This window comes from Pseudomonas sp. Irchel s3a12, from assembly GCF_900187485.1.
GTDB lineage: Bacteria > Pseudomonadota > Gammaproteobacteria > Pseudomonadales > Pseudomonadaceae > Aquipseudomonas > Aquipseudomonas neuropathica.
In genome coordinates this window covers 209442-219637 of the sequence record NZ_FYDN01000014.1, presented here as the reverse complement: position 1 = coordinate 219637, position 10196 = coordinate 209442, and the positions used below count along the sequence as shown (strand labels likewise).

Annotated in this window: 5 protein-coding genes; 4 read left to right on the top strand and 1 reads right to left on the bottom strand. The window is 57.8% G+C overall.

Annotated elements, in window-relative coordinates:
* Positions 1-200: 200 nt before the first annotated feature.
* Positions 201-1652 (bottom strand): pyruvate kinase, encoded by a 1452-nt coding sequence (gene pyk / locus CKW14_RS23230; protein ID WP_095048237.1) that lies wholly within the window; start codon positions 1650-1652, stop codon positions 201-203.
* A 170-nt stretch (positions 1653-1822) separates the two neighbouring features.
* On the opposite strand from pyk, the gene CKW14_RS23225 reads away from it, so the two are divergent.
* From CKW14_RS23225 to CKW14_RS23210, 4 genes are all read left to right on the top strand, one after another.
* Positions 1823-2209 carry a tol-pal system YbgF family protein gene (locus CKW14_RS23225; RefSeq protein WP_093430516.1) on the top strand — a complete coding sequence of 129 codons (387 nt, stop codon included), beginning with the start codon at positions 1823-1825 and terminating at the stop codon, positions 2207-2209.
* Between the two features lie 229 nt (positions 2210-2438).
* Positions 2439-2795, top strand: a complete 357-nt coding sequence (locus tag CKW14_RS23220) for a PilZ domain-containing protein (protein ID WP_095048390.1) — start codon at positions 2439-2441, stop codon at positions 2793-2795.
* Positions 2796-3218: 423 nt separating this feature from the next.
* On the top strand, positions 3219-6317 hold the full coding sequence (locus CKW14_RS23215) for a hypothetical protein (protein ID WP_095126203.1): 3099 nt from the start codon (positions 3219-3221) through the stop codon (positions 6315-6317).
* Between the two features lie 150 nt (positions 6318-6467).
* Positions 6468-10163, top strand: coding sequence for a Tc toxin subunit A (locus CKW14_RS23210; protein WP_095126202.1), 3696 nt, complete (start codon positions 6468-6470; stop codon positions 10161-10163).
* Positions 10164-10196 lie beyond the last annotated feature (33 nt).

Here is a 10196-nt window from a genome sequence, read left to right as displayed (position 1 = left end):
ACTGTACCTTTGCAGCCACTGTTTAGGCAGGCTTGAAAGAGGCGCCAAACGCGTTTCAAGCCTGTAAAGGTGTAAACGATGTCCCCGGTCTAATTTGTAAAGGATGTACCGGTCTCTACAGTGAGGGGCTTTCGATTCAACGCAGACAACAAAAAGCCCCGGCACTCACATGCCGGGGCTTTGGTTTTTCAGCGCGTCACTCAGACCTGCGGGTCGCCCACGTGCAGGATCTTCATGCCGTTGGTGCCGCCGGTGGTGTGGTAGCTGTCGCCCTTGGTCAGGATGACCCAGTCGCCTTTTTCCACAACGCCGCGTTTGGTCAGCTCGTCGATGGCCTTCTGGCTGACTTCGTGCGGTTCCAGCGAAGCCGGATCGAACGGAATGGTGTACACGCCACGGAACATTGCCGCGCGGGCCTGGGCTTCGCGGTGCGGGGTGAAGGCGTAGATCGGCACCGAGGAGCGGATACGCGACATGATCAGCGGAGTGAAGCCACTTTCGGTCAGAGCGATGATCGCTTTGACGCCCGGGAAGTGGTTGGCGGTGTACATGGTCGCCAGCGCGATGCTTTCGTCGCAGCGGGTGAATTCCTTGCCGATACGGTGGCTGGAGGTCTTGCCGGTCGGGTGCTTCTCGGCGCCGACGCAGATGCGCGCCATTGCCTGCACGGCTTCCAGCGGGTACAGGCCAGCGGCGGATTCGGCGGACAGCATCACGGCGTCGGTGTAGTCGAGCACGGCGTTGGCTACGTCGGACACTTCAGCGCGGGTCGGCATCGGATTCTGGATCATCGACTCCATCATCTGGGTCGCGACGATCACCGCCTTGTTGTGGCGGCGTGCATGCAGAATGATTTTCTTCTGAATGCCGACCAGTTCGGCGTCGCCGATTTCCACGCCCAAGTCACCACGGGCAACCATCACCGCGTCGGATGCCTTGATCAGGCCGTCGAGGGTTTCGTCGTCCGCTACGGCTTCAGCGCGTTCGATCTTCGCCACCAGCCAGGCAGTACCGCCGGCTTCGTCGCGCAGTTGACGGGCGTATTCCATGTCGGCAGCGTCACGCGGGAAGGACACCGCGAGGTAGTCGACTTCCATTTCTGCAGCGAGCTTGATGTCGGCCTTGTCTTTTTCAGTCAGGGCCGGCGCGGTCAGGCCGCCACCGCGACGGTTGATGCCTTTGTGGTCGGACAGCGGGCCGCCGATGGTCACGGTGCAATGCAATTCTGTTGCGGTGGCGGTATCAACGCGCATCACCACACGGCCGTCGTCGAGCAGCAGCTCGTCACCCACGCCGCAGTCCTTGACCAGATCCGGGTAGTCGATGCCGACCACTTGCTGGTTGCCTTCGGTCAACGGATGGCTGGTGGAGAAGGTGAACTTGTCACCGATCTTCAGCTCGATCTTCTTGTTGGCGAATTTGGCGATACGGATTTTCGGGCCTTGCAGGTCACCCAGCAGGGCGACGAAGCGACCGTGCTTGGCGGCGAGGTCACGCACCAGCTTCGCGCGAGCCTTGTGCTCGTCGGGGGTGCCGTGGGAGAAGTTCAGACGGGCAACGTCCAGACCAGCCAGAATCAGCTGTTCAAGAACTTCCGGCGAGTTACTGGCCGGGCCAAGGGTAGCGACGATTTTGGTACGACGGACGGACATGCAAAGACTCCTGAGTTCAAGCGCTAGCGAAGGCTACTATGCTCTTGGGGTGTAGTCATTGTTCGTTTGCACTACTTATTACTTTCTTTATTGAACACGACGATTGGCGCAAACACTTCTGAAGAATTCCCGGCAGGGGTCGATACAGAGCACAAGACAGGAGAACCCCCATGCGATTGTTGCCCATTGCCGCCCTTGCCCTCAGCGTCCTCGCCGTTTCGGGCTGCACCCGTTGGTCGATGAACCACCATTTGAACAACGCCTACAGCGCCTATGACCGCGGAAACTGCGAGCAGGTCATGCTCGAACTGTCCAAGGTCGAACGCGCCAGCCGTGCCCGCCCGTACGTGTGGCCGGAAGTGTCGATGATGCGCGGCCAGTGCCTGGAACGGCAGAAAATGTTTGTCGACGCGGCGCAGACTTATCAGTTCATCATCGCCTCGTACCCGAACAGCGAATACGCCTACCGCGCCCGTGCCCGTCTGGAAACCTTGCAGAGCCTGGGCCACTACCCGACGCGCAGTGCCGCTGCCGTGGTGCGCCCGACCCGTTTCTGATGACAGTTGTCATACAAAATCTGGCTGTGTGTACAAGCTGAGCTATAGTCGAATAACCCGGATTCAGCGTCAGGTTCCTGAATCCGGAGCAACACCCGCGACTGGCAGTTGTAAGGTGACGGCGACGTAGCGACCGTTACACCGGAAGCGGGGAGAGCGGCCGGCGAAACCGGCTCGTTCCGAAGCAAGGGTGCGGCTCTGTGATGGAGCCTTGCATGGCGAACTGCGCATGTTTACCGAACGGATCGAACGGCATCAGTTGCCGTATTTCCTCAGAGTGTTCAACAGCGTCACCGACAAGCCCATCGGTTTTCTCGGCAACCTCTCCGAAGACGGGCTGATGCTCATCAGCCAATTGCCCATGATGGTCGGCGTGGACTTCCAGTTACGCCTGAAAATCCCCGCCAGCGATGGCTGTCAGCAGGTAATCGACCTCACGGCGTGTTGCGTGTGGTGCCATGAGGACGCCACGCCGCTGCACTACGACGCCGGCTTCGTCCTGCAACGCGCACCGCCGGAATTTGGGCAACTGGTGCAGGCGTTGCGGCGTTATTTCAGTTTTCAGCCGTTGCCGGCTTCGGCCTGATTTAAACCCGCTAAAAGCTTCGCGAGCAAGCTTGCTCCTACACTGGATCCGGTGCACGTGGATCCTCTGAGCTTGTCGACGAACGCGTCCTCCCCGGCACACGAACACTGACGGACAGGCTCTGTCATTTGGCCGTTCGTGATCCAGGTTCTATGCCAGCCACATTCTCATCTCGCTCAACTGATTGATCCCATCGCGAGACGCGGCGGCCTGTCAGTTCGATCCGTAAGCGTACAGACCACCAGACTCCAAGAGATGCGCAGGTAATGGTTGTGTGATGTACCCACTGGCTGCAGTCGCATGACGTTGCCGGTTTGATCTACCGCTCGTCGGGACTGTCAGATTTTACAGGTGCCTAGGTATCCGCGTGTTCTGTAAAAACAAGACTTATCGGCCGAAGGCCCAGGCGAAAGGCGCGCGATCATGTCAGAGAATACTTTTAATCAGAAGGTTGAGCATGCTCTGAACGAGGATGACGGGAATTCAGATGTTCGGGCTTGGAAACCTCTCCAGTTTCTCCACGCAGACAGCACGATTCTTGTTAGCCCCGATACGCCGCTTAAATTCAGTATCCCATCGTATGTCGGAGAACATAATCAGGTGTGGATGGACTTTCATTCTGCAAACTCGAGCAGGAAGATTCTTGATGGAGACTGGTTTCAGGCAGTTCATTGGAACACTATTCAGGTCAATGGACTTGTAGAAGGGAAGGCCAAATTTGATGGTGTCTGGAGGCGAGGTGACGAGTGGGCTCCGTGGACTTCCCAGCATGTTGAAGTGAGGAAGCCTGCCGCGTTTGATGCCGCTAATGTGGTTGGCGTAAGGGTATCAGGCACTGCAAGTCCTGGCAGTGTAATAAGGCTTGTGCGTCCTGCCGACAAAGCCGTAATGAGCACCACGCACACCACTCAATCTGATAGGCGCTGGACTGTCACATTATCGACGGGTCTTCCCCAAGGTGTGCGCGAGCTACAAATCCGTGAAGACGTCGACGGAACGGTGGGGCGATATACCCAGACGAAGACGTTCACCGTTTTAGGCAAAATCAAAATTACGTCCCCGGATATCAATCTGCCCGTCGAGAGTGTTCTACCCGTGTTCAAGGGCAACGGGGCGCTGCAGGGAACCCGCATCAGTGTTTTCTTAGTAAATCCCCTCATGCCTGTGGCCTCATCCGATCCGGTTGATTCCGACGGCGAATGGCTTGCAACCAGTAGCCATACTTTCGCGCGAGGGGCACGTTACACCATTATTGCCAGACAGAATCTGGGTGGCGGCTACTCCGAGTGGAGCGATCCTCAAGAGTTTTATCTTATTGGTCCTCCCGTGTTTATAACGCCCAGACCCAATCCCGCGTCGCCGCCAATCGTGGAAATGAAATCGATGTTCGAGGGGATCGGCGCCACCGGTTTTTATCAGAACAGAGTCGACGTGTATTCAGAGCAGATGGGGGACGATGCCGTGGCTGTGGGCTGGCCACATCCCGACACTGGTGAATGGCGCCGAGAATGCACCCTTACGCCCGGCCCTCATTCGATTTTTGGCACGCAGACAGTCAAGGGGATTACCTCAATAACGAGTGAACCCTTCGGCATACGGGTACGCCCGGGCAAACCGACGGTCGAGTACACCCTCAATCAGGAAACCATGACGTTTTTCAGTAGTGGCCATTACGACCAGTACCTCGAAACGCAGATTCAGTTCACCATCAAGAGCTATCCGGGCGACCTGCCACCGAACACGCCGCCTAATGCCATTGTGCGAGCCGATGGTAGCTGGACAACAACATCGACAGGCTGGGCTTTGGGGGCTTTTTCAGTCGAGGTCGTGCAGAAGATCGTCGACAACGCCAGTGGCTGGATCGAATCGCTGCCTCTTGAATTCAAACTCCAGAACGACATGCCGGATGTCACCGACGTGACCCACACCAAGGCTTATCGGCCGGTCTTCAGCGGTAAGGGTTACAACGGCGCCACCGTGAGTTTTTACCATCCTGATGGCGACCTCAAGGCAGCCCCTGATGCAGTCGTGAGCGGTGGGACCTGGTCGAGCACAGCCAATGAAGACTGGGGGCCGGTGAAGGATCAGGAAGTCCATATCCAGCAGTGTCTGGAGGAGCATTGTTCACTCAACCGTGTAGTGTTGAAGGTCTCGATTCCACCCCTGCCTCCCACAGTGAACGAGCCACCCCGGGAAGGCCTGACACCGATGTTCCGCGGCACCTGCCTGGAAGGCGCAACAGTGAGCATCACCTTCAGCGGTGACAGCAGCGTTTATGCCGGAATCGTCGACAACGGCACATGGACGTTCCAGCGAACAGAGCCGTTTCCCGCGGAGGTCCTCCAAACCATCTTCGTTACCCAAAGGGCAGCCGAGCAAAACTCTGAGGCGCAATCCAGAAACTTCACGCTTTACCCGGCCATGCTCAAACCGGTCATTACCTATCCGGTCGAGAGCGGTGACGTGGAGCCGGACGTGATGATCAAGGGCATCGAAGGTGTGAGCGGCGCCTTGATGAAACTGCACGAGTCTCAGTTTGGAAACGAAATAGCAGAAGCTCAGCTTGTCGAGGACGGTGAATGGGCCATCCAGCTCACTGATTTGAAGTTCGGTGAGTCTACGATCTTCGCGAAACAGGAGCGCAACGGGCGTCCGTCCGAAAGAAGCGACCATCGAACCTTCAACGTGGTGGTGCCGCCACCGCAGATCACCACGCCGCAGGACGGCGGCAACCTGACGCGTACTGCCACGCTCAGGGGTGTTGGTTTCCCTTCAGCCCAGGTCGAGATCTGGTTCAAGGGCACTGACGTACCGTGGTTGAGCGATATTACGGTGCCCGGTAGCGGTGACTGGCAACGGGAAGTCACGCTGCCGGTCGGCAACTACATTATCCGCGCCCGACAATTGTTCACGGAAAACAACAAGACACATGAATCTGCCTTCACAGACGACTTGACCTATGAGGTGGTCCCGGCAGCGCCTTTTGTCGAAACCCCAGTCGAAAACGAACAGGTTGGCCGGCAGTTGGTGGTGTCAGGTTTCGGTGTGCCGGGCGATACCGTCACGGTGACGCTGGGGAGCGCCACGCCCAGTGCTGTCGTCCTGGAGGACCGAACCTGGTCGATCAGCGTGGAAGCTCAGACCGACGGCGACATGGTTCTGGAAGTGACATCAATGCTGGATGGTTTCGAGTCAGGCGCTGCCATGCGCAAGGTCGTGGCGGGGCTGTATCTGCCTATCATCGCTGAACCGGCAGCGGGACGCTGGGTGCATGATCCGGTGGCCTTTGCCGGTACGGGCGAGGGCGGTGTCGGGCAAGTCGTGAGCTGGTTCAACCCGGAGCAGAAATGGACGCCGCTGCTTACCGTCGCCGGCAGCGCTTGGCGCGGTGAGTCCGCTGTGTCGTTACCACTGGGCGGCAGATGGTGCCGTTTCCGGCAAACCCTCACGCCGGGAACAAGCATGTCCGATTGGGCCGAAAGCGCACGCTTTGAAGTTGTGCAGGTTCCCCCGGACCACTGAATCGCGAAAAGCCGACGGGCGGTCATTAAACCTGTCATTTCTGACAGTAGACGCTTCGGGCTATCCAGCGCCAAATTGTCCTGAACACATGTGCAGCCTGACGAACACGTCGGGCAGTTCAGGCCCGCTCTCGACCCAAGGAATTCGATCATGGCTGATTCGCGCCTTCCCGGTCTGCAACTGTACAGGCAGTTGTTTCCAGAAGAGGAAAATGCTAACGACACTGTTCTGCAACCACTCCACGCCTACCTGAAAAACGGTGGCTCGATTTTCCCGCTGGTGGAGAAGGGCGTGGAGCACCTGGCCAGCCAGTATCAAATGAACCGGGAGGACGCCCATCGGTTTTTGCGCCGTGCCAACAGCATGGCCACTTACGTGAGCCGTCAGTTCATCGAACAGCAGATGAGCGGTGGCGATGGTGTGCCTGAGCCGGCGGGCGGATTGCTATCGTGGGTGACCGGGCCACGATATGAGCTGCTTTTCAAGACCGACTTCGAAAAGCGGGCTCTGCCGGAGTCTCTGGAGTCCATGATATCCCCGGTGGCCTACCTGATCTTTCTGTTGCTCTGGATCCGCGACCGGATCGAGTCCGTAAAGCTTGATCCACCGGGCTTCCCCCTCGAAGAGCGGCGTGCTGATCTGATGGACCTGTCCGTGGATTTCAATGCCGTGTTCCGGCCGGTGTCTTCGGTGGACATCATCGTCTCGGTTCTGGAACGCTTCATTGCTGAACATTCAACACAAACCGATCCGCCAGAGACAATCGAAGACGCGATGATTGAAGCGCGTTATCCCAATGGCCTGCCGTACTACCAACACTGGGTCACCCTTGACGGTGTTGCGCAACTCAACAATCTGTCAGTAGGTGATTTTGCCCGCGCGGTCCATTTGGACTACCCCTACTTTTTGCAGTCCGGCACCTGGATTGATTTCGCCGAACGTGCGCTGGCGCATTCCTCGCGATTCGGCCCCTATCAACGGAACGTATTAACGGAGCCTCCCGTAACGACTCAAGACCGTGATGCATTTTATCGGGACAACTATGGCTCAGACATAGAACATGATGCGGGGCCGCAGAACCTGAATCAGGTTCCGTACTTCGGCGAACACACAAAGCTCGACACGCTGGCGATCGAACGTTTGCTGTCCATTCGTGATTTCGCCCCGGTACTATCGGCCAATTTTGACCCCGAAGATCCTCCTCCGTTACCTTCTACCCCTGCCAGGGGCGCCGAAGTTTCCGTCTCGCCTCTGCCAGAAAGCGGGCGTTCTGGGTCGGTGTACATCAACGCCAATGCCCACCCCGGCGTGAATATCAACGTTGCGGATGAAAATCCTGCGTCTCTGCATCGATTATCTGTTGTTTACAACGATGACAAGGGGCTTGCCACCTTCGACCGGATGAACCGCATGATACGCCTGTGCAACTGGCTGGAACTGCCCAGTGACCAGGTGGACGTCTTGGTGGCTGCTGCGATCAGGGCTGAAGTGCGCGGCGGTGCGGATGAAGGGAAATGGTGGATCACGGACAACGTCGTGCATGCCATTGGGCTGTTCCAGACCTTGCGCGAACGCTACAACTGCACAGCGGCAGATTTTGCGGTATTCATCGATCAGTTGGCCATTTACGGGCGCGGCGAAGCGTTATCGCAATTCGATCAAGTGTTCAACAGTCAAGGCCGCTACCGGGAACCTTTGGTGCTGGATGACGGCGATTTTCCGGTAACGCCCGGACCGGGCGAAGTCAATCTGCCCATCAGCCAGTTGTGTAATAGCCTGGGGATCGACACACAGACTTACCAGTATCTGGCGTTGCAAGTGGCCACGGCCCACGGCATCAGCGACAACACGTTCAAGCGCAGCCTGCCGATCATTTCCAGTTTCTATCGACTGGTGCGGTTGTCCCGATTGCTGAGCATGACCCCCGTTGAAGGCGTGCTGATGCTGCTACTGGTGGGGGGGGAGGCCTGGCTCAAAGAGTTGGCAGGCACTCCAAAAATTGCTTCGGCCGTCAGCCAGACGCCTGATGTTCTGAACATCATTGACGCCCTGCAATCGTGCGTGCAGTGGTGCGAGCAAAACAACTTGCCTGTGCTGTGGATGTTGCAACACGCGGCAACACCGCAAGCCGCCCGTGAAGCCTCTGAACAGGAACAGCAGCTGTTTGATCAGATACGCAATCTGTTGCCCACGGCGCTGTTCTCCAACGCGGCTGTATTGATGGCTGGTTTACCGCCCGCCGGTGCGGCCAGTTGGCTGGATTTCTTGGTATCACCTGAAGACGAACTGGAGCCTGTTGTCGATGCCGATGGGTTGATGTTGGCGCCCATCGGCACGCCGGAGCAGTATTTGATCGATATGCTGAGAAGGGTCGAGTGGGCAGTCGATCACGCACTGGGTAACCTGGAACCCGGAGTGCGCACGAATTTAGTCAATACCCTGCTCCAAGTCCTGCTCGACGCCAGGGATGCTCAGGCATCGCTGGTGAAGGAAACGCTGGCGGTCTATGCCGGTATTGAACCGGATCAGGCAATACCGGTACTGAACTGGGCCGACAAAACGGTTTACCAGTTTTTGCGCCAGGTGAAATCACGCATCGATTCGAGTACCGAACCATCCAAGCGCAGTCCGGATTCCGATGTGTTGCTTACGCTATTGGCCGAGGTTCGGCGGCGCAGTGAGGTGGTTTCAACGCTGGGGCTGAGTGCCACCCTGCTCCAGGATTATCTGGATTACGGTTTTCGGGCCTGGATGGGGCAGTCCGACAAGTATGCACTCACGGTCACCACGCTTTATCACCTGACCACGCTGACCCGGGCATTTGGCTTGAGCACGCAGCCGGCGCAACAGTTGCTCGACTACCTGCGCGAAGCCAACTCACTGGAAACAGTGCTTGGCGAGGATGCGTCGCGACTGGCGGAGCAGGCTTCTACCCTGCGTCTGGCCGAGTTTTTCGACTGGAGCGTGCAGGAGGTGCGTGAGTGCGTCAGTCGCATGGACCCGATTCCGCCGGTGCTGAGCAACCTTAGCCAGCTGGCTGTGCTCATCCGCGTCCTTGAGATGTCCAGGAAAACGGGGATGGATGCGCTGACAATCTTCCTGCTGGGCCATTTGCCTGAAGCGGTGAGCAAGGAGGCCTACGCCGAGGCCGCTGAACTGGCCTTGCTGAGTCAGTCCGAGGCGCGTACGCCGCTCGCGCAAGTGCCGGGGGATCTGCGGCAACTGGTGACCATCAGCTGCGATGTGCAACCCTCCGAGCTGATAGCTCGATCCACCAACACCGCTATTTACACGGTGACGCTCAAAGATCCCGCAGGAGCGCCTTTGAGCGGTATCCGCGTGCATTTTCGCGCCAGCCTGGGCGATATCGAAACCGGCTATACCGGTCACAACGGGCAATTCGAGGCCACCTACACCCCCGGCGCCAAAATGGGCGAGGACACGCCCGTTTTCTGGCTGGACCTGTTTGAGCCCGAGAACGCCAAAACCATCAAACTCATTTCCCACGATAAAAGCCTGGATTTTGTCACGATGCTGAAGTCGCCGGTTCCATCGGGGGTCGTGCCAAGCGGCAGGGAAGTCGAGCTCTATGCAACGTTGATGGATGAGTTCAAGAACCTGGGTGTAGACGAGCTGGTGGATTGGGCTGTCGAAAGTGGTGAGGACGAAACGCACAGGGTGATCTTCCGGGGACGGCACGGGAGCACCAATCAGGAAGGGCTCACGCGCGTCTACGTTTCCAGCGCTACGGGCGGCACATTCAGGTTAAGCGTGCTCTGCCAAGCGAGTGAAAAGCAAGCCTACTTCGATGCCATTACGTTCGAAGGTAGTGCATCACCCAACTGACATAGCCGGTGCAGCACTCACCCCCGGAATTTG

Coding starts and splice junctions, on each gene's coding strand:
- CKW14_RS23225 (WP_093430516.1), top strand. CDS start 1,823: ATGCGATTGTTGCCCATTGCCGCCCTTGCCCTCAGCGTCCTCGCCGTT.
- CKW14_RS23215 (WP_095126203.1), top strand. CDS start 3,219: ATGTCAGAGAATACTTTTAATCAGAAGGTTGAGCATGCTCTGAACGAG.
- CKW14_RS23220 (WP_095048390.1), top strand. CDS start 2,439: ATGTTTACCGAACGGATCGAACGGCATCAGTTGCCGTATTTCCTCAGA.
- pyk (WP_095048237.1), bottom strand. CDS start 1,652: ATGTCCGTCCGTCGTACCAAAATCGTCGCTACCCTTGGCCCGGCCAGT.
- CKW14_RS23210 (WP_095126202.1), top strand. CDS start 6,468: ATGGCTGATTCGCGCCTTCCCGGTCTGCAACTGTACAGGCAGTTGTTT.